Source organism: Prauserella sp. PE36 (assembly GCF_003311655.1).
In the GTDB taxonomy this organism is placed as follows: domain Bacteria; phylum Actinomycetota; class Actinomycetes; order Mycobacteriales; family Pseudonocardiaceae; genus Prauserella_A; species Prauserella_A endophytica.
Genome location: NZ_QEQT01000049.1, coordinates 114192 through 136647, shown reverse-complemented (window position 1 = coordinate 136647; position 22456 = coordinate 114192). Strand labels below are relative to the sequence as shown.

The following is a 22456-nucleotide window of genomic DNA, read 5'->3' as shown; positions in this document are numbered from 1 at the left end:
ATGGCGCGTCGGGTCTGCGGTGAGGAGCACTATCCAGCCACGTTGCTCGCCGTCGCCGGTCACGGCCTGCCCGGTGCCACGCGCGCCTTTCCCGCCGAACCGCTCGGCGACAAGGCGTGGACCGCACTGCTGGCCGCTGCACGCGAGCACCGTGTGCTCGGCCCGCTGCGCCAAGCCGTCGGGGAAGGGCGCCTGCCAACGCGCGACCGGCAGGCCGCCGACGCGCGCGCCCTCCACCGCGCCGGCCTGCTGCGCGTGTTGTCGCTGGAGCAGGCGCTACTCTCCCTCGTGCGCCTGCTCGGCGAGGCAGGCATCGACAGCAGGGTGCTCAAGGGCAGCGCGGTGGCGCGGCTCGACTACCGCGAGCCCGCGCTGCGCTCGTTCATCGACCTCGACGTGCTCGTGCGGGCAGCCGACTTCGAACGCGCGGTCGCCACGCTCGGCACGGCGGGCCTCGCGAGGACGCTCGCCGAGCCGTCGCCGGGGTTCGACCGCCGCTTCGACAAGGGGACCACACTTCGCCACGCCGCGGGCTACGAGCTCGACCTGCACCGGACCTTCGTGCTCGGGCCGTGGGGCAGGCTGGTGCGGCTGGAGTCGCTGTGGGACGAAGGCGAGGCGTTCGAGCTCGGCGGCCACCGGCTGCGCGCGCTCTCGCGCCGCAACCGTTTCCTGCACGCCTGCTACCACGCCGCGCTCGGCGACTGGCCGCTGCGGCTCGGCTCACTGCGCGACATCGCGGAGATGCTGCGCTGGGCCGACCCCGATGGCGCGGCGATCCTGAGCATCGCGCGCGAGTGGGGCATCCAGGCGGTCGTCGCCGCCGCGGTCGCCGACTGCACCCGGCTGCTCGGGCTGCCTGCCGACGGCGAGCTGACGCGATGGGCACCCGGCTACGTGCCCACCAGGCGCGAGGTGTCGTGGCTGGCCCTGCACACCCACGCGAACAAGACGTTCGCCGCGCAGGCGCTCGCCACGGTGCGGGTGCTGCCGTGGCGCGACCGGACCGCGTACGTGCGGGCGCTGCTGCTGCCGGACGCCGAGTACGTCGCGGGCAGGCACCGCTCGGCGCTGAGCCGGTTCGGCTACGCCGTGCGCGAGGTGCGCAGAGGCCGCGCGGCCCGGTCCTGAGTGGACAGCCACGCCTGCTGCAGCAGCGTCATCGAAGGCGCCGAGGGCGTATCGGAGAGCCAGATGCGCCGCAGCACGCCGGGGTCGACCAGGTCCGCGTCGACGCCGTCACCGGCCCAGCTCTCGGCGAACTCACGCGTGTGGCCGGTGAACAACGCCGAGGCGAAAGCGGCCTTGCTGTCACGCTCCAGGACCGTACGCGGCAACAGGTCACCGAAAAGCGAGCGCATCGCGTCGGTACGGCCGCTCCAGCCCCAGAACCCGGCCGCCTCGCGCACGGCGGCGACGAACTCCAGCTCACCGAAGGTCTGGACGTAGGTGACCCCGATCGACTCGCCGAGCGTGCGGACCGTCTCGTAGGCGCGGCGCACGCTCCGGCGCGTCGCGAACTGCCAGGCGTGCTGCCCGGCGTGCAGCGACGACGCGGCGATGTCGTCGGCGTCCCTGCGCGCGAGCAGCCGCGCGATGTCGTCCCGCAGCCAGGGCCTGCGGTAGTGGTGGCGCAGCGCCCAGCGCCTGCGCACCACCGCCGGAGCGAACGCCCGCGCGATGTACGGATAGACCTGCGGGCTGACCTTGCCCCTGGCCTTGAGCACCTTCGTCAACGGCGTGATGCGCTTGAGGCCGAACACCTCGTCGCCGCTCTCGCCGGTGAGCAGCACCCCGCCGCGGGCGAGGTTCATCATGCGCCACGTTGGCGCGATGTTAGGTGGCCACAGTAGACCGTGCTCGCGTAACAGCGGCGCGGCGACGGGGCCGATCGGGTCGTGCTCGTCCAGCACCGAGAGCACCACGCGTTCGTGCACGCCCAGGTGGTCCAGCACCGCCTGCTGCCACTGCGCCTCGTCGGTGGCGGGCGCGTTCGGGTAGGTGAGTGTCACCGGAACCGGCAACGGCAGACCCTCCCGGCGCGCGGCGTGGACCGCCGCCGCGAGCAGCACCGACGAGTCCCTGCCCCCGGAGAACGCGAGCAGACAGGGCGAGCGGGTCAGGTGCGTCAGCAGGATCCGGTCGAGCACCTGCCGCGGCGAGCCGTACGGAGGCTGTGGCAGCGGCACCCGCTCGTAGCCGTTGACCCAGCCACCCACGATCTCCAGCTCGTCCATTGTGTACAGGTTGCCCATGGAGCACCTTTCTTTCGGGCAGCCGTTCGAATTCGTGACACGCCAACGGGCCACGGGGCCGTGCACATTCTTCGACCCCGTGGCTGATCCGTCAGGAGAATGTATCGTCACCGAAAATCGGCCCAAGGACCGGAAGCCAGGACAAATTATCCGCGTTGTCCCCGCCGATAGCGGACTGCGTCATCTCCACGACCGTCCCCAGAGTGGTGAGCTCGGGTGGCACGTACGGCTGGCGCATTGGGGTACACCTCCTCTCCGTGTGTCGAAGTGGCAAACTCCTCAGGAGAAGGTCAGGTCACCGAAGACGGTGCCCGCCGCGAAGTCGGCGTCGAGCCGGCTCCCCTGCGACTGTCCGAGCGTGATCTCGGCTACCGAACCGATCTCTTCGAGCGCGGGAGCGGTGTAAACTTCTTTCATTCCGCACCCCCTTTCCGAACAATTGGAACCACGGCGAAACAGGCACACCATCGCGCCTAGCAGACCATTCGTACTTTCGGCGCATTCGTTACGCCTGGACGGATAACGTGTCCACTCGGCAACGAAACCGGTACCGCTGAGGTATTGTGCGCGGCTCGGTTTTCGCACTCGCCGCGGATAAGATCGGTTGGTGCGCCTGCGAAAAGTGGCCAGAGCCTCGGTGAACACCCCGCGGCTGATCGCGGCCGCCGCGCGCGAGGTTCGCCGTGCCGATCCACTGGGGGCGGTGGTCGCCTCGGTGTACCAGATCATCGGCGCCACCGCGGCACTCGGCGTGGTCGCCGCGGGCAAGCTCACCTTCGACGCGTTGCTGCAGCCCGAGGACGCCGCACTCGGGATCACCCCGTCGCTGCTGCTGCTCGCGCTCGCGACCGCGCTGTCCGGGTCGGTCGGTCCACTCCAGACCCAGCAGCACCGGCTGCTCGGTGAGCGGGTCTCGCAGCGGGTGTGGGACCGGCTGCTCGACACCACCGCGCGCGCCGACCTGGTGACCTACGAGTCGGCCGGCTTCGCGACCTCGCTCGAGCGAATCCAGCAGAACGCGCTGACGAGGCCGTTCGCCGTCACGACCTCGCTGCTGGGGCTCACCGGCAGCCTGCTCGGCGTGGTGACGCTGTCGGCGGTGCTGATCGGCGTCGAGCCGCTGCTGGTGCCGATCCTGCTCGCGGCCGGGCTGCCCGCGGTGCTGCTCTCGCGCTGGGCGAGCCGCACCGAGTTCGCGTTCGCCCACCGGCTCACGCCGTTCGCCAGGCGGCGCAACTACCTGCGGCAGCTGCTCACGCAGCGGCCCTACGCCGCCGAGCTGCGCGCGTTCGACTCGGCCGGACGGCTGCGGGAGAAGCACGCAGAGCTCAACCACGAGGTGAACGCCGGCCTGCGCGGGCAGGTGCGGCACCGGCAGCTGATCGCCGCGCTGACCACGCTCGGGGTCGCGGCGGCGTTGACGGGTGCGCTGCTCGCGATCGTCGCGCTCGTGCGGCAGGGACGAATCGGGTTACCGGAGGCCGGTGCGGCCGCGATCGCCGTGCGGTTGCTGTCCGGGCAGCTCAACACGCTGTTCACATCGATCGGGGGCCTGTTCGAGTCGGCCCCGTTCCTCGCGGATCTCGAACGGTTCGTCGCCTCGGTGCCGCCGGCCGCGCCGCGCGGGCGCAAGCGAACGCTCACCGAGGGGATCGCTTTGTGCGACGTCACCTTCCGCTACCCGGGTCAGGAGCGGCCCGCGGTGGATGGGGTCGACATCCGGATCGGCGCGGGCGAGGTCGTGGCGCTGGTCGGCGAGAACGGCTCCGGAAAGACCACGCTCGCCAAGATCGCGGCCGGGCTGTACGCGCCGGACACGGGCTCCCGCCGGTGGGACGGCGCCGTCGTGCCCGCCGCCGACGTGCGGGCGTCGGTGACCGTGATCTTCCAGGACTTCGTGCGCTACCAGCTGACGCTGCGCGAGAACATCGTGATCAGCGACGGGTACCGCGACGAGGCCGACCTCGAGGACGCCGCCAAGCGCGCGGGCCTGCTCGCGGCGACGCGGGAACTGCCCGACGGGCTCGACACGATGCTCGGCCGCGACCTCGACGAGGGTGTGGACCTGTCCGGTGGGCAGTGGCAGCGGGTGGCCCTGGCGAGAGCGTTGTACCGCGACACGGGGCTGGTGGTGCTCGACGAGCCCGCCGCGTCCCTCGACCCGCGTGCCGAGTACGAGCTGTTCGCCGACGTGCGGGCCATGCTCGGGGGCCGCGCGGCCCTGCTCATCTCGCACCGGTTCTCCAGCACGCGTCTTGCCGACCGCATCTACGTTCTCGATGGTGGCCGCGTCGTCGAATGCGGCACCCACGACGAGCTCATGTCGAGGGCAGGCCAGTACGCCGAGCTGTACACCCTCCAATCGGCGGCCTACCGCTGACGCCCGCGAGTCCCCCGCTCCAGCCCGCGAGTCCCCCGCTCCAGACCGCGAGTCCCCCGCTCCCAACCGCGAGTCCCCCGCTCCCAACCGCGAGTCCCCCGCTCCCAACCGCGAGTTGCCCGCTCCCGACGGCCGCCGAAGGGGGAACTCGCGGGCCCGAAGGGGGAACTCGCAGACCGGAAGGGGGAACTCGCAGACCGGAAGGGGGACTCGCGGGTCAGAGCGGGGGACTCGCGCGGTCACACCCTTGCCGGTTCCGCCAGGGCCGCCAGCAGGCGACCCGGGATCTCCGGGCGGAAGGGCGGGCCCCACGGGACGGTCGCCTCGAAGAGGGGTACGCGTTCGACGAGGTCACCGAGCGCCTGGAAGGTGTGCCCCAGCGAGGAGGGGTCCGACCACCCGAGCACGCGCGGGAACCGGCACAGCCACAACAGCGCCCTCGAAGGGGGTACCCGGCGCACCACGACGTCGCCCGCCTCCCGGCTCGGCCGGGGTACGACGCACGCCGCGAGCGGCAGCGGCCCACCCGCACGGGAACCGGGTCGCAGCGCCAGCCTGCCGTCCGCGGTGGGGCGCACCGCAGACCCAGGCGCCGAGTCGGCCAGTTGCCGCGCGTTCGGGCGCAGCCGGCTCTCGGTGCTTCCCGGATGCACCACGAACCCATCCGCACCAGCGGGGTCGACCCGCAGCACGTCGTCCGCCACCAGTCCGCACCCGGCTCCGCAGAGCGCGGCGGCGAGCGTCGACTTGCCCATGCCCGACGCGCCGACGAACGCGATGGCCCGCCCCTCGGCCTCCACGGCGCTCGCGTGCAGCACTAGGTGCCCTCGAAGCAGCAGGTGCACCGCCAGCAGCGTGCCCGACGCCAGCACGGACAGCAGTCCCGGATCGGCGCCGCGCTGCGGATGCGCGGTCACGTCCGCGAGGTCCGCGTCGCCCGCGAACTCGGCCAGCTCCGGGTAACGCAGCACCGTCCGCTCGCCCTCGCGAGCGAGCGCGTAGAACATCCGCCCGCCCTCGCGCGACAGCTCCGCCAGCGGCTTCCCCTCCGGCCGCCGATGGGGGACGTCCACCGCCTCGCCGAGGCGAAGGGTCACCTCGTGGCGGCCATCACCGGGCGGCAGCGGCAGTTCCAGGTCGCTCAGGATCCCCAGGCCGTGCGCCCGGTACCGGTACGCCACGCCGCTCACCGCCCCGCCGCGCCGAGGGTCGCGAACGCCGACGCGCCGGGGTCGAGCGAGCGGCCGCCGATCTCCAGCCACGAGTGTGCGAAGAACGCGCCGTCCTCACGCCGCACGCCGATCCGCAGCACCGGGTCCAGCTCACGCAGGCGGTGCCCGATCAGCAGGCACCGGCGCAGGCACGTGTCCCCCGCGGGCCAGCACGCGGCGACGAGCCTCGCCGCGACCACGGCCGGACGCGTGCGCCGCGGTAGCACGGCCCGCTCGCGCGCGGGCGGCGCCGCGCTGTCGAGATCCCAGCCGACGCCGAGCCGCAGGCACGTCGACGGCAGATCTTCGGTGCGCAGGCTCCGTTCGATCCGCGCCAACGTCACGACCGCGCCCGGCACCTCCGCCACGAACCGCACCACTCCCCGCACGCTCACCGCTCCTCCGCGCTCGCCAGCCACGCCTGCTGCAGCAGCAGCGCCGTGGACGCGGGCGGGACCTCCGACAGCCACGCCGCCCGCAGGGCCACCGGATCGACGAGGTCCTGATCGACCCCGCCGCCGTCCCACTCTCGCGCGAAGGCACGCGACACGGCGCCGAACCGCGACGCGTTGAAGTACGCCTTGTCGCGCCGCGAGACCACCTCCGGCGGCAACAGCTCACCTGCCAGCAGCCGGGTGCCCTCAGCGCGCGTCAGCCCACCCCACGGCCCGCCGAACGCCGCGTACGACGCGACGAAGTCCGCCGCCCCCAGCGGTTCGACGAGCGCGCAGTCGTACTGCCCGGCGACGGCGGCCCGCGTGCGCCTGCCGACCAGGACCGCGCGGGGCGCCAGAGCGGACCACACACTGCGGTCGAAGCGCAGGGGCCGCGCGGCACCGTCCACACCGAGCGCCCGGCGCAGCGGGGGGCGCAGCCACGGCGCGTCACCCAGCACTCGCCGGGCCCGGTGCCTGCGCACCGGCGCGGGCGCCGCACAGGTCGCCGCGAGCCGCCAGTCGGCGCCGGTGAGCCCGCGCCCTCGCCTGCGCACCACCGCACGAAGCACCGCCGCGCGATGCCCGCCGAGCACCTCGTCACCGCCGTTGCCCGTCACGAGGCTGCCGCCGCGCGCGTACCGCGCGAGCAGCACCGTGTTGCCGACAGCGGCGGGGTACACCGGCGCCCCGTGCTCACGCAGCACGGGCGTCGTGAGCGGGCCGAGCACGTCCAGCTCGCCGGTGATGTCGCGGCGGATCCATTCGATCCGCGAACCCAGGTGGGCCAGCACCTTCTCCTGCCATGCCGTCTCGTCGGCGGCGGGATCGCCTGGATAGCGGAACGTCACCGCGATCGGCGCGGGCAGGCCCTCGCGCGCGGCTAGATCGGCGGCGACGGCCAGCAGCAGCGCGGAGTCCCTTCCTCCCGAGAAGGCGACGACGCACGGCGGGCGCAGCAGCGCGGGCCGCACGGCATCGCGCAGCGCGCGCACCGGATCCGGGTCGACCCGCGCGGCCCTCGCGAGCAGCAGCGGCACGGCGCCGACCGGGCACCCGAGCGCGATCTCCCGCGCCGAGAGCGTCGGCAGCACGGTGGGCCGCTCGTCAGTGCAGGAGCTGGGCATCGCGCAGCCGTTCGACGAAAGCCTCGACGTCCCGGCGCGCGGTGGCGTCGTCGACGTCGTACTCGGCCACGATCGTGCCGACGAGTGCGTCGACCGACGTCTCCTCGGCCAGCAGTTCGAACAGCCGTGTGCCCACACCGGTGATCGTGAAGTACCGGGAGGTGGGCAGGCTCAGCACGATCGTCTCGTCACCGATGGTTCGCGTGGACAGCTCGGCGGATCGCAGGCGCATGGGGTCCTCCTCCGCGGTTCCATATTGGATTCGCGTTGGGGCGCAAGATCGTTACGCCGAACGGCCGTGTCCGAAACGAACGATCCCGCAACGCCGACTTAGTGGTGTGCGCATGGAACCGATGAGCGAGGACGGCGGGCTCGCCCTGCCGAGGCGGCTACGACTGCCGCTCGGTATTGCGGCGGGAATCGGCGTGCTCGTGGTGCTCCTGCTCGGGTTTCTCCACACCGGCGAGTCGACGGCGAACGGCGTGGACGCGTGGGTCGAGTCCCTCGTCGGCGAGCCCGTCGGGCCGAGACGCGAGGTCGCGCTCATGGTCGACTTCGGCGGCGAACCCGTGGGCGCCGCGATCCTCGTGGCCGTGCTGGCCGGGATGTGCCTGGCGCTGCGGCGGTTCCGGCTCGCGATCCTCACCGTCGCGTGCCTCGTACCCGCGTTCGCCACCACGCCGCTGAAGGACGTCTTCGATCGCACGATCAACGACGGCCACCTCGCCTACCCCAGCGGGCACACGGCGTTCGCCACCGCCATCGGGATCGTGTTCGGTCTGCTCGTGGTGGACGTCTTCCGCGTCGGCGGCAGGGCGGCGCTCGCCGTCGTCGCGGGAACGGCGCTGCTTGGCGGCGCCGAGATGGCGTGGGCGCAGACGTCTCTGGACGCCCACTACGCCACGGACACGCTCGGCGGCTTCGCCACGGCCTTCGTGTTCGTGCCCGTGCTGGCCGTGGCGATCGACGCCGTCGCCGAAAGGGCCGCGCTGGTCAGGCCCGGCGGCGGAACACCGGCTTGACCGAGCGGCCGCCCATCCACGCCGTGGGATCCTGCGCGTCGAGTGCCTTCCGGTACACCGCGCACGCCTGCGAGACGACCTCGACGGTCCGCTCGATGTCCTCGCCGGACAGCGCGCTGCTGACCACGAACGAGGGGCCGAGCACGCCGCCGCAAACCAGCTGCCGCAGGAACAGGGTCCGGTACTGCTGCGAGGGCCTGCCGTGCTCGTCCAGCGTCGCGAAGACCAGGTTGCTCGCGCGGCCACGGACGAGGACGTGGTCGCCGACGCCCATACCCTCGGCGACCTCCCGCACACCGGCGGCCAGCCGCTCGCCGAGGTCGTGCAGCCGCGCGGTGATGCCCTCCTCGGTGTAGGTCTGCAGCACGGCCATCGCCGCGGCGAGCGAGTGCGTTTCAGCGCCGTGCGTGGTGGAGAGGAGGAAGACGCGGTCGCCCCGGCCACGAAGACCGCCGAGCTCCATCAGCTCACGCTTGCCGGCGAGCGCCGACACGGCGAAGCCGTTGCCGAGCGCCTTGCCGAACGTCGACAGGTCGGGCGTCACGCCGTACAAGCCCTGCGCCCCGGCCTCCGACCAGCGGAAACCGGTGATCATCTCATCGAAGATCAGCACACAGCCGTAGGTGTCGGCGAGCGAGCGCAGCCCTTCGAGGTAGCCCGGTGGGGGTTCCAGTTGCCCCGACGCCGCCTCCAGCATGAGACACGCGATCTGCCCGTCGTGCCGCCGCAGCAGCTCCTCCGTCGCGGCGAGGTCGCCGTACGGGAACGTCACCGTGAGCGGCCTGGTCCTGGCGGGAATGCCCGCGTCCATCGCGGTGGTGCCGATGAACCAGTCGTCGGTGGAGAAGAACGGCTGGTCGGCACAGATGGCCACCAGCTGGCGTCCGGTGGCGGCGCGCGCGAGCCGCACGGCGGCGGTGGTGACGTCGGAGCCGTTCTTGGCGAACTTCACCATGTCCGCCGTGGGCACGGTGGTGAGGAACCGTTCCGCCGCCTCGAGTTCGAGGATGCCGGGACGCACGAAGTTGGAGCCCCGGTCGAGCTCGCGCCGCGCCGCTTCGGTGACGCGGGGATGCGCGTGCCCGAGGCTCACCGAGCGCAGGCCGGCGCCGTACTCGATGTAGCGGTTGCCGTCGACGTCCCACACGTGCGCGCCGACGCCGTGGGAGATCACGGGCGCGAGGCACTCGGGGTACTGGTCGTCGCCCTTGGCGTAGGTGTGCGCGCCACCGGGGATCAGCTGGTGCAGCCGCTCGTTGGCCACGTTGGAGCGGGGAAGCGTCCGTTCGGTGTCCATGTCGGTTACCTCGGCTTCCTGAGCGCGTCGGCGAGCGAGGGGGCGAGCCTGTCCCGCTCCGACAGCAGGGTGGGTGGCAGTGGCCACGGGATGGCCAGTTCCGGGTCGTCGTGGGCGATCGCGACGTCCTCGGCTGGATCGTGTGGCCGGTCGATGCGGTAGGACACGTCGGCGGGTTCGGTCAGCGCCTGGAAGCCGTGCGCGCAGCCCGCGGGCACGTACACGGTCACCTGCGTGTCGCCGGAAAGCTGGAAGAACTCGATGTTGCGGTGGGTGGGCGAATCGGGCCGCAAATCAACGACCACGTCGAACACCTCGCCGTAGGAGCAGCGTACGAGCTTCGCCTCGCCGCGGCCCGAACGCAGGTGCATACCGCGAATCACGCCCTTGGCGGAGCGGGAGAGGCTGTCCTGCGCGAAGCCGTCGGGGTCGATGCCCACGGAACGCACCACCTCCCGGTCGAACGTGCGGGAGAAGAACCCGCGCGCGTCGACGTGCGGCGTCGGTTCGAAAAGGTAGGCCCCGGCGATGGCCGGGACGGGGATGGCCTTCATCGTCGCCCTCCGTTCGGAAAGAGAGCCTTGGACAACACGGAGTACTGCTGCTCCAGCCGTTCCCTGCACGCCCGGCTGCGCTCGGCGAGCGCGGGGCGCAGCTCATCGGCGCGCCGTTCGAGTTCGGTGAACTGCGCGACGAGCCGGTCGACGTCGACGGCCTTGGCGGGCTGACAGAACTCCGCCATCCCGAACTCGGCCATGAGATCGTCGCTCTTGGCCGAGTAGCTGATGGAGATCGTCGGCTTGGCGAGCTTGAGCCCGCAGAGCACGTTGTGGTAGCGCGTGCCCACCACGAAGTCGACCCCGACCATCTGCCGCATGAGTTCCCTGAGCGTGGTCATGGGTTCGGCCACCACGGCGGACGCGGGCAGTCCGGGGCGCTGCTCGCGCAGGTCGGCAAGCACATCGGCGACCACAGCGTCGTCGTAGATGTCACCGGTGAACAGGCGCAGCCGGTAGCCCCGGTCGATGAGCCTGCGCACGAATTCCTTCATCGCGGTGACGTAGGTGGCGCGAATGCGGGCGGCATCGCGCCGGTCGTCGTTCGAACCGGAGAAGGCCATCAGCCCGACCCCGACCACCGGCGTGCCGGTGTCCGTCGACGCCTCGGGCTCGGGCAGCGCGAACACGAGATCCGGGTAGACGTCGTCCGCCACCGTGTCGGCTCCCATCTCCTGTAGAGCGGCGCGGGAGCGGACGTCGCGGAACGACCGGTAGTGAGCCAGCTTCGCCGCCGAACCGATGAACAGCCGGGTGGCGCGCTGTTTGATCACGTTGGCGCCGACGTTCACCAGCGCCACCGGCGTGCCCGTCAGCCGCCCCGCCGCAGTGAGCAGGAACAGCGACAGGGGGAAACCCCAGGCGCGCAAGGGAAGCGTCGTCTCCAGCACGCCCGCGCCGGGCACGATCACCACGTCCTGTCCGCGGACCCAACGCAGGACCCGAATCGGGTCGAGCAGTTTCCCGAGCGCTTTCGCGACGAACACGCCGACACGGGTACGTGGGCTGGGCCGGCCGTAGAACCAGTGCAGCGACGCGGTCGGCAGGCCGTAGCGCTCGCGCACCACCGCAGCGCCGGAACAGAAGCCACTGAGCACGGCGTCGGGATGTTCCCGCTGGAGGTAGTCGAGGATCACCTCGAGGGAACCGTCGTTACCGATGTTTCCGGAGCCGAGCAGGCCGAACAGGCCGACTCGCGGTGGCGCGGTCCTGCTCATCGCGTCCTCATCTCCTCGGGCTGGTCCGGCTCGGGCACGACGTACTGGCGGAAACCCACCCGCAGCTGCCACCACCAGACAGCCGCACCGCACCACATCGCGATCGTGGAGCCCCAGCTGGCGCCGAGGGCCCCGCCGAGCGCGGCTCCGGCGAGCCCGCCGCCGAGGTAGCCTGCCGAGGCGAACAGCTGGGCCCGCAGGCTCAGCTTCGCCGCCCCGAGCGCACGCAGCCCCGCCGTCGCACCGGCCACCACGCCCGCGCCGGTGACCGAGAGTGTGATCGGCAGGATCAGCTCCTCGGCAGGTCCCCACACCTCGCCGAGCACGAGCGCGCCAAGCGAATCGGGCAGGAACAGCAGGATCCCGAGGCCCCACACCAGCGCCGCGGCGGCCTGCCCTCCGCCGAGCACGAGGCAGAACGCGGGCAGCCGGGCCGGGGACCGTTTGAGCACCCGCGCCGCCTCGGGCACCGCGACGAGGCTCACGCCCATCAGCAGCGCGAGGAACGGCGCGAGCAGCAGCTCGCCACCCCGGATGGCACCGACGGCGGACAGGCCCGCGATCGCGCCGAGGCCGTACATCCGCAGCTGCGAGGCGCCGCTGTTGCTGACGTTCTCGACGAGGTAGCGCGAGCCGAGGTCGCGGTGGCGTGACACCCATTCCCGCGCTCCGCCCGCGCTCGGCAGCACCCCGGACTGGAGCGCGCCGTAGCCCGCGGCAAGCGCGGCGGAAAGGCCCCACGCGAGCACGAAGGCGAACACGGTGCCCGACTTCGCCGCGAGGAACAGCGCGGGCACCATGGCGGCCGCCCACACGATGTCGTTGAGGAACGCCTTCTGCCCCTGTCCCGCCGCGAAGAACGCGTACCGCCACGAGTCCTGCACCAGCAGGCCAGGGAGCACGACGCCGAGCCCTAGGAACGCCCAGCCGATCACTCCACCGAGCGCGAGTCCCGCGAGGACGCTCAGCGCGCCCGAGCCGAGGCCGATCAGCAGCGCCGTGCCCGACGAGCGTGCCACGGCGGAACGCCATCGCTCGTCCGCGGCGCCGCTGAAACGCACCACGAGCGGGTCGGTCGCGAGGCCGCGTGAGACGTTGAGCAGCACGCCGTAGGTCACCCACGCGAGCGTGAACACGCCGAAGCCCGTGACGCCGAGACCGCGGGCGACGACGATGCCGACCGCGAAGTTGGACAGGCTCGACACCGCCTGGTCACCGAGGCCCCAGCTGAGCCGCCCCGCCATGGCGCGCACGCCTTGCCGCATCGCTCACTCCCTCGCGGGCGGGGCCGGGGCGAGCAGCCCGGCCGCGTACAGCGCGTCGGCGGCGGCGGCCACCGCGTCGAAGGCGATGCCCGAGCGCTGCGCGATGTCGAGCAGCGTGTGGTCGCCGTCGGAGAGGTTGAGCACCCACAGCATCGCGAGCTGGGCCTGCTTGGCGTCACTGCGGCCCCCAAGGGAGCCGTAGAGCCCGCGCTTGCCGAGCTGCGGCTCGCCGTACGGGCTCAGGTTCACGTAGCGGCGGTTGCGGTCGAGCACCGAGAACGCGTCCCGGCACGCGGCGAGCGTGTCGGCCATGGCCTGCGCGGTCACGAAGTCCGGGTTGTCGGCCGACGTGTGGTACTCGGGGTAGCCCGCGTAGGGCGTGCGCGTCAGCGAGCCGACGCCGAGGTTGAACCCGGGTGAGCAGAACTGCCGTTCGTCGTAGCCGTACGGCGAGAAGTCCACCACCGTGTGCTCGCGCTCGGCGAGCACGTGCTGGACGACACGGTCGATCTCGGCGTCCCCGCGCCTGCTCTTCTTGTACGTCAACGACCCAGGGTCACCCGCGCACGCGAGCACGAGCCCGTGCTTCACCTTGCCGATGCGCTCGGCGTTGCGGGCCAGCCACGTGATCGAGCCGATCGTGCCGGGCACGAACAGGAACCGGTAGGTGTAGTACGGCTCCCGCTGCGCCAGCTCGCGGGCGAGGAACGTGGCGACGGCGATCCCGGCGAGGTTGTCGTTCGCCAGGGAGGGATGGCACACGTGGCACGACACGATCACCTCGTCGGTGACCTCGCCGGGCACGACGTGCTCCGCGTAGGTCAGGTGCCCGTCCTCCAGCGTCGAGTCGATGCGGACCTCGTAGTCACCGTCCGGCAGGGCGTCGAGCGCGTTCTGCGAGAGGCAGAAACCCCAGTCCGGCGAGTAGTAGCTGGTGCGGTAGGGCACGAGCGACGGCTGGTCGGGCAGGGTGTGCAGGTGCTCGCGCAGCTCGGCGAGGCTCATCGTGGCCGACACCGGCACGCTGTAGCTCACCACGTGCAGACTGGACTCGGCGAAGTCCACCACCCGCTTGCCCTCGGAGTCGGCGATCCAGGCGTCGGAGATGTTCCATTCCTTCGGAACGGTCCAGTCGAAGACCTGCGTGCCGGTGGGCACCTCGTACAGCCGCAGCGGCAGGTACTCGCCGACGATCTCCAGCGTCCGGCGCACTCCGTCGCCCGTGATGCTGCGGCAGAGCGGGTAGAGCCGCTCCACCAGCGCGTGCATCTCGGCGCCCGTGTTCATCCCCGTGTTCATCACTGCCCGCGCAGGGTGTCGTCGACGGTGCCGTCTTCCATCCGGTCACGCAGCCACGCCAGCCGCGTGAAGCGCCGCGCGAAGTCCTCCGGGGTCAGCGTGAAACGCTGGTAGGCCTCCACCAGCTCCACGGCCCCGTCCTTGACGCTCCACTGGCAGTCGAAGCCGGGCACGGCATCGCGGAAGCGCGAGAAGTCCACGCGGTACGAGCGCGGGTCGGCACCCGCCTCGCCGGTGATCCGCAGCCGCGCGCCCGGCACGGCCTCCACCACCTGCTCGGCGATCTCGGCGACGGTGACGTTGTTGCGCTCGGTGCCGATGTTGAAGGCCCGGTTGTGCACGGCCTCCCGCGGCGCGGCGAGCGCTGCGGCGAACGCGCGCGCGATGTCGACGGCGTGCACGAGCGGCCGCCACGGCGTGCCGTCGGAGAGCACCAGCACCTCGCCGGAGAGCACCGCGTGCCCGACGAGGTTGTTGAGCACGATGTCGGCGCGCAGCCGCGGCGAGTAGCCGAACGCGGTCGCGTTGCGCATGAACACCGGCGTGAAGTCGTCGTCGGCCATCGCCCCGACATCGCCCTCGACCTTGACCTTCGACTCGGCGTAGGGCGTCACGGGCCGCAACGGTGCCTCCTCGTCGACGAGCCCCGAGTCGCCGGAAGCGCCGTACACCGAGCACGTCGAGGCGTAGAGGAAGCGGCTCACCCCCGCCGCCTTGGCCAGCTCGGCGAGCCGCACGGCGGCGTGGTGGTTGATGTCGTAGGTGAGCTGCGGGGCGAGCGCGCCGAGCGGATCGTTGGACAGCGCGGCCAGGTGAATCACCGCGTCCACACCGGACACGTGCTCGGGCCCGGCATCGCGCAGGTCCACGGTGTGGCCGGGCGGGTCGCCGGGCAGCAGGCCGAGCACGCAGTCGTCGAAGAGGCCGGAGTCGAGGCCGATGACCTCATGGCCCTCGGCGGCGAGCACCGGGGCCATCACCGTGCCCAGGTAGCCCTTGTGGCCGGTCAGCAGCACACGCATGTCTCAGCCCTCCAGGGCAAGAGTGAACTTGTGGGTGTAGAAGCCCTCGGCGTAGTGGTGTCCGCACTCGATGCCGCGGATCCGGGCCAGCCCGAGGAAGGCCTCCCGGTCATACCAAGGACGATGTCGCTGGGAGGGGTAGTGCTGTTGCAGCAACCGCACCTTTTTCTCCGCGAGCTCGCGCGAGAGCGGCTGGTAGGCCGACGGCGTGCCGAGGTCGCCGTCCCATTTCACGATCTCGTAGCCGAGCGCGAGGTGGTCGCGGAACACCGTGGGCACGAGCTGTGCGAGGCCTCGGTGGTCCTGGTGCGCGTCGCCGGTGCTCGGCGCGATCACCAGCTCCGGTTCGGTGCGCCTGCGCAGCTCCTCCAGCGCGGACTTCGCCTCGTCCCAGTGCGCGGGCAGCCGCCCGTCGGGCAGCTTCAGGACCGTGACGTCCACGTCGGCGCCCTGGCAGAACGCGGCCAGAGCGGCCCGCTCCTCGTCCTCGCGGTCGGTGCCGCCGCCGGAGAGCACGAGCGCGTCGACCCGCACCCCCGGCCACGCCGAGCACAGGGTCAGCAACGTGCCCCCGGCGCCGATCGCGATGTCGTCACAGTGGGCGCCGAGCGCAACGACCCGCGTGAGCCGGCCGGCGAGCAGTCGGATCACGCCGTCCTCGCGACCTCTCGCTCGTTCTCCCAGAGCGCCCACGGGCGCTCGCCGCGGGCGTAGGCCTCGTCGAGCGCGGCCCGCTCCTTGACCGTGTCGGTCGGCTTCCAGAAGCCCCGGTACGGGTAGGCGAGCAGCCTGCCCCGCTTGGCGAGCTCGGCGCAGCCATCGCCCACGAGGTCGCCGTTCTGCGGGATGTGGTCGAACACCTCCTGGCGCAGCACGAAGTACCCGCCGTTCTCCCACAGCGGCATCTCGCTCACCGCCGTGATGGCGCCGACCATGCCGCCCTCGTCCATCTCCACACAGTGGAACGACGACTGCGGCGGCACGACCATCATCGAAGCGCCCGCGTCCGAGGCCGAGAACCGCTCGATGATGTCGGGCAGCGGCGCGTCGGTGAGCACGTCGGCGTAGTTGGCGAGGAACATCTCGTCACCGTCGAGGTGGTGGCGCACTCGCCGCAGCCGCTCCCCGATAGCGGACTCGATGCCCGTCTGCACGAACGTGATCGACCACTCCGAGATGTCGGTGGAGAGCAGCTCCGCCTTGCCGCCCCGCAACACGAAGTCGTTGGACGTGGTCTCCTCGTAGTTGAGGAAGAAGTCCTTGATGTGGTGGGCGCCGTAGCCGAGACACAGGATGAACTCGGTGTGCCCGAAGTGCGCGTAGTAGCGCATCACGTGCCAGATCAGCGGGCGCGGGCCCACCATCTGCATGGGCTTTGGCACGTCCGAGGCCGTGCCGTTGCGCATGCGCATGCCGTAGCCGCCGCAGAAGAGAACGACCTTCACGATGTCACCTCGACGATCTCCAGTCGTGGGATCGGGAACACCAGCCGTCCGCCCCACTCGTCTACATAGGACAACTGCTCCGTGAGCTCTTCCCTGAGGTTCCACGGGAGCACGAGCACGTAATCGGGCCGGTCGAGTGCGATCTGCTCGGGCGGCAGGATGGGGATCCGCGTGCCCGGCGTGTACCGGCCGTGCTTGTAAGGGTTGCGATCCACCGTGTACGCGAGCAGGTCCGGCCGGATGCCGCAGTGGTTCAGCAGCGTGTTGCCCTTGCCGGGCGCGCCGTAGCCCACCACGGTCCTGCCGTTCGCGGCGGCCTCGGTGAGGAACCGCAGCAGGTCCAGCCGCACGCGGTCCACCTCGGCGGCGAACGCGGTGTAGCCGCTCAGCTCGTGCAGGCCGGCCGCCTTCTCGCGCGCGAGGACATCGACCATGCGCGAGCTCGGTTCGCCCGCGACCTCGACCGGTCGTGCCCAGAGCCGGATGGAACCGCCGTGGGTCGGCAGCAGCTCGACGTCCACAACGGACAAACCGCCCACCGCGAGCGCCCTTCGCGCCGACTCCACGGTGTAGTACTGGAAATGCTCGTGGTAGATCGTGTCGTACTGCACCTTCTGGATCAGCGTCAGCAGATGCTGCACCTCGATCGACACCCAGCCGTCGTCGGCCACCAGCGCGCGCAGGCCGTGGGTGAAGCCGGCGACGTCGGGGATGTGCGCGTAGACGTTGTTGGCCACCACCAGGTTCGCGGGTCCGTGCTCGGCGCGGGCCTGCGCTCCCGTCTCTGGGCCGAGGAACGCCGTGAGCGTTGGGACTCCCTTGTCGCGGGCGGCCTGGCCGACGTTCACCGAGGGCTCGATCCCGAGACAGCGAATCGACCGTGACACCACGTGCTGCAACAGGTACCCGTCGTTGCTGGCGACCTCGACGACGAAGGAGTTCTCGTCCAGCGAGGCGCGCTCGACGGCGCTCTCCACGAAGCGGCGCGCGTGGTCCACCCAGGACTGGGAGTACGACGAGAAGTAGGCGTACTCCGTGAACGTGTCCTCCGGCGTGATGAGCGGCGGGATCTGCGCGAGCCAGCATTCGGTGCAGACGCGCAGGTGCAGCGGATACGTGACTTCCGGTTCGTCGAGCTGGTCCCGCGTCAGAAACCGCTCACACGGCGGCGTCGCCCCGAGGTCCACGACACCTGCCATGCTCGCGGAGCCGCACAATCGGCATGTTGTCATCTACTTGGCTCCTTGGCGCGCGGTGTCCGTGCAAAGCCTGATTCGCGGGCCAGTAGGCCGTTGTTACAGCGAATTCGGACAGCGCGGCAATGCGATTCCCAAATGAGACCTGTCTCGTTTCCGCATTTCCGAAAACGGGGAATGACTGTGAGACATTCGCCGCCATGGTTGTCTTCGACGCGGCGTACGCTAAAGTTCGGCATACCGAACTTTGGGAAGGGCGATGGACACCGAGCGGATCAGTGAGACCGCGCGCCGCAGGCGGCACGCGCGCAGGCGCGACGCGCGGCTGCTCGTCGCGCTCGCGGCCGTGTTCGTGCTGGCCCTCTCCTGCGCCGTCGGCTACGCCATGCAGCCGGGCGCGGATCCCGCGCACGAGGGCCTGCGCCTGGTCACCACCACGAACTTCCTCGACGACACCGTGCGCCGCATCGGCGGCGAGCACGTCGAGACCGTGCGGCTCATGGGCCCCGGGGTCGACCCCCACCTGTACCAGGCCAAGGCGAGCGACCTGACCGAGATGCGCGAGGCGGACGCGGTGGTCGCCGTCGGGCTCTACCTCGAAGGGTCGCTGCAACAGACGTTGGACGAGATCGCCAGGACCAAACCGGTGCTCTTCGCGGGCGAGGCCATTCCCAAGGAGAAGCTGCTCTCCCCTCCGGCAGGCGCGGCCCCGGAGGAGGAGCACGACCCGCACGTCTGGTTCGACCCGTACCTGTGGGTCCACGTGGTCGACTCCGTCACCGACGAGCTCGCGAAGCTCGACCCCGAGCACGCCGTGGACTACCGCCGCAACGGCGCCGCCTACCGCGCCGACGTGCTCGCGATGGCCGCGCAGGTGCACGGGCTGATCGAGCGGATCCCGCCGGCGCACCGACAGCTCGTCACCTCGCACGACGCGTTCCGCTACTTCGGGAGGGCATTCGGCATGGAAGTCGTCGCGATCCAGGGGATCTCCACGCAGCAGGAGGCGACCACGGCCGACATCTCGCGCGTCGCCGCCGACATCGCCTCGAGCGGGGTGCGCTCGGTGTTCGTCGAGTCGAGCGTGCCGAGACAGACGCTCGACTCGGTGCTCGCGGCGGCCCGCAGGCAAGGCAGCGACATCCGGATCGGCGGCGAGCTGTTCTCCGACGCCGCCGGCGCCGACGGCACCCCCGAGGGCACCTACCTCGGCATGGTGCGCGCCAACGCCGAGACGCTCGTGGAGGGACTGCGATGACAACGACCGTGGTGCGGCCACCGTCCGCGCTGGCACTGCACGAGGTGAGCGCCTCCTACGGCGGACGCACCGTGCTCGACAGCGTCAGCGTGGAGATCCCTCCCGCCACGCTGTCCGCCGTCGTCGGCCCCAACGGCGCCGGCAAGTCCACGATGGTCAAGGCCGCGCTGGGGCTCGTGCCGTCGGTGCGCGGGCACGTCGCGCTGCTCGGCGAACCGCTGCGGCGCGTCCGCCGCCGGGTCGCGTACGTGCCGCAGCAGGACAGCGTCGCGCAGGACTTCCCCATCACCGCCGTCCAGGTGGTGGAGATGGGCCGCTACCCGCACCGGGGCTGGTTGCGCAGGCTCACCCGCCACGACGACGAGCTGGTGGCCGCCGCGATGGAGCAGGTGAACGTAGCCGACCTCGCCGACAGCCCCATCGACGAGCTGTCCGGAGGGCAGCGGCAGCGGGTCTTCCTCGCCCGCGCGCTCGCGCAGGGCGCGGACCTGATCATTCTCGACGAGCCGTTCACGGCCGTCGACGCGCGCACGGAGTCGGCGCTGCTTGAGGTGCTCACGTCGCTGTGCGAGAACGGCCGGTCCGTGATCGCCGTGCACCACGACCTGCGCACCGTGCTCGACCGGTTCGACCACGCCGTGCTGCTCGCGGGCACCGTGATCGCCGCGGGCGCGCCGGCGGACGTGCTCACCGCCGAGCACCTGGAGCGCGCTTACGGCATGGCCCCGCTGGCGCTGAACCGATGATCGGCTGGCTCCTCGACGCGCTCCCGCTGTCCTACCCCGACGCGGTGGTGGTGGTCGGCACCGCCGTGGTCGGGTTCGTCGCCGGCGCGCTCGGTCCGCTCGCGGTGCTGCGCCAGCGCAGCATGTTCGGCGACGCCATGAGCCACGGCACGCTCGCGGGTGTCGCGGTCGCGTTCCTGGTCACGGGCGCGAAGGTGCCCGAGGTGCTGCTGCTCGGCGCCACGATCTCCGCCGCGCTCGCGGCGTTCGCGATGATCGCGCTGGAACGCACGGGCCGGCTGCGGCCCGACGCCGCGATCGGCGTGGTGCTCTCGGTGTCGCTGACGCTCGGCATCGTGCTGCTGACCCACATCGCGGGCAGCGGCAACAGCGAGCAGGCCGGACTCAACTCCTACCTGCTCGGCCAGGCCGCCGGCCTCACCGAACGCGACATCGTGCTCGCGCTCGCGCTCGGCGCGGCGGCGCTCGCCGTGCTGCTGGTGGGCTTCCGGCTGGTGCGCTCCGCGACGTTCGACCCCGGGTTCACGTCGGTCGCCGGCGTGCCGACGTGGGCGGTCGACGCCGCGAGCACCGGCCTGCTCGCCCTCGCCGTGGTGCTCGGAGTGCGCACGGTCGGCGCGATCCTGATGGTGGCGCTGCTAGTGGCCCCGGTGGTGACGGCGCGACAGCTCACCAAGCGGCTCTCCACGCTCGTGCCCCTCTCCGGCGCGGTGGGCGCAGCGTGCGGTGCGGTCGGCGGGGTCCTGTCCGGACGCGCGGAACTCCCGGCGGGGCCGGTGATCGTGCTGCTGGCGACCGCCGTCGCGGTGCTGTCGGTGACGTTCGCGCCGCGCAGGGGCATCGTCGCGAGGATGAGGCGGAGGAGGACCCGTGTCGCCCGATGACGTCATGATCGTCGTGATCACGGGGCTGCTCTCCACGGCCTGTGCGCTGCTCGGCAGCTTTCTCGTGCTGCGGCGGCAGGCGCTGCTGCCCGACGCGGTGAGCCACGCGGTGCTGCCGGGAATCGTGCTGATCTTCCTGCTGACCGGCGAGCGCGCGTCGCTCGCGACCGTGCTCGGCGCGACGGCGTTCGGCGTCGCCTGCGTGGCCGGGTTCGACTGGCTTCGGCGCACCGGCATCGTCGGCTCCGACGCGGCACTCGCACTCGTCTTCCCCGCCCTGTTCTCGATGGGAATCCTGCTGATCAGCCGGTTCGCCTCGGGCGCGCACATCGACCTCGACTCGGCGATCTTCGGCGACGTGACGTTCGCGCCGCTGCGCACGATCGAGATCGCCGGCGCCGACGTGCCCCGCTCGCTGGTGATCACCGGCGGCGCGACGCTCGCGACGGTGCTCCTCGTGACCCTGCTGTGGCGGCCGCTGCAGGCGAGCACGTTCGACCCGGACTTCGCCGAACTGGGCGGCCTGCGCGGGCGGCTGGTGAACCAGGTGCTGCTGGTGGCCGTGGCGGGGCTCGCGGTGGTGGCCTTCGACAGCGTCGGCGCGATCCTGGTGATCACGTTCTTCGTGATGCCGGCGTCCACGGCACGGCTGCTGGTGCGGCGCGTCGGCACGATGCTCGTGGTCGCCGTGGCGGTCGGCTGGCTCAGCGCGTTCGCAGGCCAGCGCGCCGCGGTCACGTTCGACACGTCCATCCCGGGCACCATCGGACTCACCGCGGGAGCCCTCTTCCTGCTGGCCCTCCTCTTCGCCCCGCGCAAAGGCCTGCTCACCAGACGCCTCACCCGGCTCCGCCAACCGCAGTGAAGGCCACCTTGCCTGCGTTCAACGCAGTGAAGGTGGCCTTCACTGCGGTCGGGGTGACGGGTTACTTGCGGAGCTCCAGCGTGCAGCACTTCGGGCCGCCGCCGGCCTTGCGCAGCTCCGAGATGTCGACGAACACCGGCTCGTAGCCCAGCGCGGCGAGCCGGTCGGCCAGCGCCGTCGCCTCGACCGGCAGCACCACGTTGCGGCCGTCGGACACCGCGTTGAGCCCGAAGCACGCGGCGTCGGCCGCCGTCGCGAGCACGGCGTCGGGGAACAGCCGCTCCAGCACTCGGCGGGAGCCGCGCGAGAACGCCCCGGGGTAGTACGCCACGCGCGCGGGCGCCGCCTCGGTGGCCTCGCTGAGCACGAACAACGCCGTGTCCAGGTGGTAGTAGCGCGGGTCGGTGAGCCCCAGCGACACCACCGGAACGCCCAGCGTTTCCTGCGCCTCCGCGTGCGCCGCGGGGTCGGTGCGGAACCCCGTGCCCGCGAGCAGCAGCCTGCCCGTCCAGGCGAAGTCGCCCTCGGCCTCGTTGACCTGCCTCGGCATTGTCACGTCGCGGTAGCCGTGCTCCACGAACCAGCGGCGGAAGTGCTCGGCCTCAGCGGCCCGCTGCGGCGCCCGGAACCGCGCGCCGAGCACGCGTCCGTCGATCACGGTGCCCGAGTTGGCGGCGAACACCATGTCGGGCAGCCCCGGCTCCGGCGGCACCTCGTCGACGGTGTGCCCGAGCCTGCGGTAGGTGTCCCGCAGCTCCGTCCACTGCGCGAGCGCGCGGTCGACGTCGACGGGCATGCTCGGGTCCATCCACGGGTTGATCGCGTACTCGACGGCGAAGTACCGCGGCGGGCACATCAGGTAGTGGCGAGGCGTCGGGACACGCACGGGCAGCGGCGGGGCTTCCGTCATGATTCGAATGTATGCGTGCCCGAACCCGCAAGCAATCGATGTTGATTGCGCATATACGTGCAGAAT

Annotated in this window: 23 protein-coding genes; 7 read left to right on the top strand and 16 right to left on the bottom strand. The window is 71.5% G+C overall.

Going from position 1 to position 22456, the window contains the following annotated elements; translation table 11 throughout:
• Positions 1-1131, top strand: coding sequence for a nucleotidyltransferase family protein (locus tag DI005_RS10815; protein ID WP_112276668.1), 1131 nt, complete (start codon positions 1-3; stop codon positions 1129-1131).
• Here DI005_RS10815 and DI005_RS10810 read toward each other — a convergent pair.
• Positions 1086-2255 (bottom strand): asparagine synthase-related protein, encoded by a 1170-nt coding sequence (locus DI005_RS10810; protein ID WP_233520083.1) that lies wholly within the window; start codon positions 2253-2255, stop codon positions 1086-1088. The two genes, DI005_RS10815 and DI005_RS10810, sit on opposite strands and share 46 nt — an antisense overlap.
• A gap of 279 nt (positions 2256-2534) precedes the next feature.
• Positions 2535-2672: a lasso RiPP family leader peptide-containing protein gene (locus DI005_RS10805; RefSeq protein WP_112276666.1), complete on the bottom strand. Its 138-nt coding sequence runs from the start codon at positions 2670-2672 to the stop codon at positions 2535-2537.
• Between the two features lie 190 nt (positions 2673-2862).
• Between DI005_RS10805 and DI005_RS10800 the strand changes: the two genes are divergently transcribed.
• Positions 2863-4635, top strand: a complete 1773-nt coding sequence (locus tag DI005_RS10800; RefSeq protein ID WP_113642049.1) for an ABC transporter ATP-binding protein — start codon at positions 2863-2865, stop codon at positions 4633-4635.
• A 239-nt stretch (positions 4636-4874) separates the two neighbouring features.
• On the opposite strand, the gene DI005_RS10795 is transcribed toward DI005_RS10800, so the two are convergent.
• The 4 genes from DI005_RS10795 to DI005_RS37925 are packed head-to-tail and all read right to left on the bottom strand — an operon-like array spanning position 4875 to position 7639.
• On the bottom strand, positions 4875-5816 hold the full coding sequence (locus DI005_RS10795) for a hypothetical protein (protein ID WP_233520082.1): 942 nt from the start codon (positions 5814-5816) through the stop codon (positions 4875-4877).
• A 5-nt stretch (positions 5817-5821) separates the two neighbouring features.
• Positions 5822-6241, bottom strand: coding sequence for a lasso peptide biosynthesis B2 protein (locus tag DI005_RS10790; protein ID WP_233520081.1), 420 nt, complete (start codon positions 6239-6241; stop codon positions 5822-5824).
• Positions 6238-7407, bottom strand: coding sequence for an asparagine synthase-related protein (locus tag DI005_RS10785; RefSeq protein WP_113642021.1), 1170 nt, complete (start codon positions 7405-7407; stop codon positions 6238-6240). The genes DI005_RS10790 and DI005_RS10785 overlap by 4 nt, the downstream gene beginning before the upstream one ends.
• Positions 7388-7639 carry a PqqD family protein gene (locus DI005_RS37925; RefSeq protein ID WP_112266571.1) on the bottom strand — a complete coding sequence of 84 codons (252 nt, stop codon included), beginning with the start codon at positions 7637-7639 and terminating at the stop codon, positions 7388-7390. The genes DI005_RS10785 and DI005_RS37925 overlap by 20 nt, the downstream gene beginning before the upstream one ends.
• A gap of 112 nt (positions 7640-7751) precedes the next feature.
• On the opposite strand from DI005_RS37925, the gene DI005_RS10780 reads away from it, so the two are divergent.
• Positions 7752-8429, top strand: a complete 678-nt coding sequence (locus tag DI005_RS10780) for a phosphatase PAP2 family protein (RefSeq protein WP_158559802.1) — start codon at positions 7752-7754, stop codon at positions 8427-8429.
• Here DI005_RS10780 and DI005_RS10775 read toward each other — a convergent pair.
• The 9 genes from DI005_RS10775 to DI005_RS10735 are packed head-to-tail and all read right to left on the bottom strand — an operon-like array spanning position 8401 to position 17763.
• Positions 8401-9726 (bottom strand): glutamate-1-semialdehyde 2,1-aminomutase, encoded by a 1326-nt coding sequence (locus tag DI005_RS10775; protein ID WP_112266567.1) that lies wholly within the window; start codon positions 9724-9726, stop codon positions 8401-8403. The genes DI005_RS10780 and DI005_RS10775 overlap by 29 nt on opposite strands.
• A 5-nt stretch (positions 9727-9731) precedes the next feature.
• The gene (locus DI005_RS10770; protein WP_113642019.1) at positions 9732-10280 is read right to left on the bottom strand and encodes a dTDP-4-dehydrorhamnose 3,5-epimerase family protein; all 549 of its coding nucleotides are present in this window, start codon (positions 10278-10280) and stop codon (positions 9732-9734) included.
• Complete coding sequence (locus tag DI005_RS10765; protein ID WP_113642018.1) at positions 10277-11500, bottom strand: polysaccharide pyruvyl transferase family protein; 1224 nt, start codon at positions 11498-11500, stop codon at positions 10277-10279. Before DI005_RS10765 ends, DI005_RS10770 begins: the two co-directional genes overlap by 4 nt.
• On the bottom strand, positions 11497-12765 hold the full coding sequence (locus DI005_RS10760) for a hypothetical protein (protein ID WP_113642017.1): 1269 nt from the start codon (positions 12763-12765) through the stop codon (positions 11497-11499). Before DI005_RS10760 ends, DI005_RS10765 begins: the two co-directional genes overlap by 4 nt.
• 3 nt (positions 12766-12768) lie before the next feature.
• Entirely contained in the window at positions 12769-14052 is a 1284-nt protein-coding gene (locus DI005_RS10755) for a DUF4910 domain-containing protein (RefSeq protein WP_113642047.1), read from the bottom strand.
• An 11-nt stretch (positions 14053-14063) separates the two neighbouring features.
• Entirely contained in the window at positions 14064-15086 is a 1023-nt protein-coding gene (locus DI005_RS10750; RefSeq protein ID WP_113642016.1) for an NAD(P)-dependent oxidoreductase, read from the bottom strand.
• 3 nt (positions 15087-15089) lie between these two features.
• Entirely contained in the window at positions 15090-15737 is a 648-nt protein-coding gene (locus DI005_RS10745; RefSeq protein ID WP_112266557.1) for a PIG-L deacetylase family protein, read from the bottom strand.
• On the bottom strand, positions 15734-16531 hold the full coding sequence (locus DI005_RS10740; RefSeq protein ID WP_112266556.1) for a sugar phosphate nucleotidyltransferase: 798 nt from the start codon (positions 16529-16531) through the stop codon (positions 15734-15736). Before DI005_RS10740 ends, DI005_RS10745 begins: the two co-directional genes overlap by 4 nt.
• Positions 16528-17763 (bottom strand): class I SAM-dependent methyltransferase, encoded by a 1236-nt coding sequence (locus tag DI005_RS10735; protein ID WP_112266555.1) that lies wholly within the window; start codon positions 17761-17763, stop codon positions 16528-16530. The genes DI005_RS10740 and DI005_RS10735 overlap by 4 nt, the downstream gene beginning before the upstream one ends.
• A gap of 223 nt (positions 17764-17986) precedes the next feature.
• Between DI005_RS10735 and DI005_RS10730 the strand changes: the two genes are divergently transcribed.
• Genes DI005_RS10730 through DI005_RS10715 form a run of 4 tightly spaced genes read left to right on the top strand, consistent with a single transcriptional unit; the run spans position 17987 to position 21480 of the window.
• On the top strand, positions 17987-18985 hold the full coding sequence (locus DI005_RS10730; protein ID WP_113642015.1) for a metal ABC transporter solute-binding protein, Zn/Mn family: 999 nt from the start codon (positions 17987-17989) through the stop codon (positions 18983-18985).
• Positions 18982-19731, top strand: a complete 750-nt coding sequence (locus DI005_RS10725) for a metal ABC transporter ATP-binding protein (protein ID WP_113642014.1) — start codon at positions 18982-18984, stop codon at positions 19729-19731. The genes DI005_RS10730 and DI005_RS10725 overlap by 4 nt, the downstream gene beginning before the upstream one ends.
• Positions 19728-20615 carry a metal ABC transporter permease gene (locus DI005_RS10720; RefSeq protein WP_113642013.1) on the top strand — a complete coding sequence of 296 codons (888 nt, stop codon included), beginning with the start codon at positions 19728-19730 and terminating at the stop codon, positions 20613-20615. Before DI005_RS10725 ends, DI005_RS10720 begins: the two co-directional genes overlap by 4 nt.
• Positions 20602-21480 (top strand): metal ABC transporter permease, encoded by an 879-nt coding sequence (locus DI005_RS10715; protein ID WP_113642012.1) that lies wholly within the window; start codon positions 20602-20604, stop codon positions 21478-21480. The genes DI005_RS10720 and DI005_RS10715 overlap by 14 nt, the downstream gene beginning before the upstream one ends.
• 61 nt (positions 21481-21541) lie before the next feature.
• Here the strand turns inward: DI005_RS10715 and ddaH are convergent, their stop codons facing one another.
• Positions 21542-22390 (bottom strand): dimethylargininase, encoded by an 849-nt coding sequence (gene ddaH / locus DI005_RS10710; protein WP_233520080.1) that lies wholly within the window; start codon positions 22388-22390, stop codon positions 21542-21544.
• Positions 22391-22456 lie beyond the last annotated feature (66 nt).

Bases quoted from the DNA above. Each gene is read 5' to 3' on its own strand.
- DI005_RS10755 (WP_113642047.1), bottom strand. From the start codon at position 14,052: ATGAACACGGGCGCCGAGATGCACGCGCTGGTGGAGCGGCTCTACCCG.
- ddaH (WP_233520080.1), bottom strand. From the start codon at position 22,390: ATGACGGAAGCCCCGCCGCTGCCCGTGCGTGTCCCGACGCCTCGCCAC.
- DI005_RS37925 (WP_112266571.1), bottom strand. From the start codon at position 7,639: ATGCGCCTGCGATCCGCCGAGCTGTCCACGCGAACCATCGGTGACGAG.
- DI005_RS10750 (WP_113642016.1), bottom strand. From the start codon at position 15,086: ATGCGTGTGCTGCTGACCGGCCACAAGGGCTACCTGGGCACGGTGATG.
- DI005_RS10780 (WP_158559802.1), top strand. From the start codon at position 7,752: ATGGAACCGATGAGCGAGGACGGCGGGCTCGCCCTGCCGAGGCGGCTA.
- DI005_RS10785 (WP_113642021.1), bottom strand. From the start codon at position 7,407: ATGCCCAGCTCCTGCACTGACGAGCGGCCCACCGTGCTGCCGACGCTC.
- DI005_RS10815 (WP_112276668.1), top strand. From the start codon at position 1: ATGGCGCGTCGGGTCTGCGGTGAGGAGCACTATCCAGCCACGTTGCTC.
- DI005_RS10765 (WP_113642018.1), bottom strand. From the start codon at position 11,500: ATGAGCAGGACCGCGCCACCGCGAGTCGGCCTGTTCGGCCTGCTCGGC.
- DI005_RS10760 (WP_113642017.1), bottom strand. From the start codon at position 12,765: ATGCGGCAAGGCGTGCGCGCCATGGCGGGGCGGCTCAGCTGGGGCCTC.
- DI005_RS10770 (WP_113642019.1), bottom strand. From the start codon at position 10,280: ATGAAGGCCATCCCCGTCCCGGCCATCGCCGGGGCCTACCTTTTCGAA.
- DI005_RS10805 (WP_112276666.1), bottom strand. From the start codon at position 2,672: ATGAAAGAAGTTTACACCGCTCCCGCGCTCGAAGAGATCGGTTCGGTA.
- DI005_RS10730 (WP_113642015.1), top strand. From the start codon at position 17,987: ATGGACACCGAGCGGATCAGTGAGACCGCGCGCCGCAGGCGGCACGCG.
- DI005_RS10775 (WP_112266567.1), bottom strand. From the start codon at position 9,726: ATGGACACCGAACGGACGCTTCCCCGCTCCAACGTGGCCAACGAGCGG.
- DI005_RS10720 (WP_113642013.1), top strand. From the start codon at position 19,728: ATGATCGGCTGGCTCCTCGACGCGCTCCCGCTGTCCTACCCCGACGCG.
- DI005_RS10725 (WP_113642014.1), top strand. From the start codon at position 18,982: ATGACAACGACCGTGGTGCGGCCACCGTCCGCGCTGGCACTGCACGAG.
- DI005_RS10810 (WP_233520083.1), bottom strand. From the start codon at position 2,255: ATGGGCAACCTGTACACAATGGACGAGCTGGAGATCGTGGGTGGCTGG.
- DI005_RS10735 (WP_112266555.1), bottom strand. From the start codon at position 17,763: ATGACAACATGCCGATTGTGCGGCTCCGCGAGCATGGCAGGTGTCGTG.